The organism is Streptococcus sp. 263_SSPC, assembly GCF_001071995.1.
Classification (GTDB): domain Bacteria; phylum Bacillota; class Bacilli; order Lactobacillales; family Aerococcaceae; genus Granulicatella.
On the sequence record NZ_JVNU01000045.1, the window covers coordinates 1 to 695 of the forward strand.

The window sequence follows — 695 nt, forward strand, 5'->3', positions numbered from 1 at the left end:
GTTTCTATTTCGTTTTTTACGGCCTGATTCTTATCTTCTAGGTTTAGCTGCTTTAAGTGATAGTAGTAAGTTGAACGAGCAAGTTTAATAATCTTTAGAAGAATATCTAAAGGAAACTCTGACACTAACTCTCTGACAATCTGCGTCTTTCTTCTTTCTCTTTTTCCTCCTTCAAGCGGAGTTCTCTCAACTTTTTTAGAATGGCATTCTCCGCTCTTAAATACTCATTTTCAGCCTGAAGGCGTTCTAGTTCTGTCATCTCTTCTGGTTTTTTCTTTGGCTTACGTCCCATTTCAGGTACTCTCCCTCTTGTTTTCTCAACAATAGTATACTTATTTTTCTTGTATTGTGCGAGCCAGTTGGGAAGAGTGCCACGCGCAGGGAGGCCGTATTCGAGAGAAACTCTTTCTTTACTCCAACCTTCGAGTAAGACTTTATCAATCATTTCTTGTTTTATTTCTGGAGAATAATAATTATTTCTCCCTTTTTTAACTATCTCTAACCCATAACGTTCAATCAATTTAATCATGTAGGAAAGATTTCTCGCATCTATACCGAACATATCTGCAAGTCGTGAGTAGCTAAATCCTTGTTTTCTGAGTTCATAAATCTGAACTTTATCTTCATAAGTTAATTTCATAATAAAAACACCCCAAAAGTTAGATTTTGTGTCTAACTTTTGGGGTGCACTTCAA

At 36.1% G+C, this 695-nt stretch carries 1 pseudogene; it reads right to left on the bottom strand.

What is annotated here, in order from left to right:
- Positions 1 to 640 (bottom strand): annotated as a pseudogene (locus tag ADH02_RS06670) (IS3 family transposase); the annotation flags it as partial.
- Positions 641 to 695 lie beyond the last annotated feature (55 nt).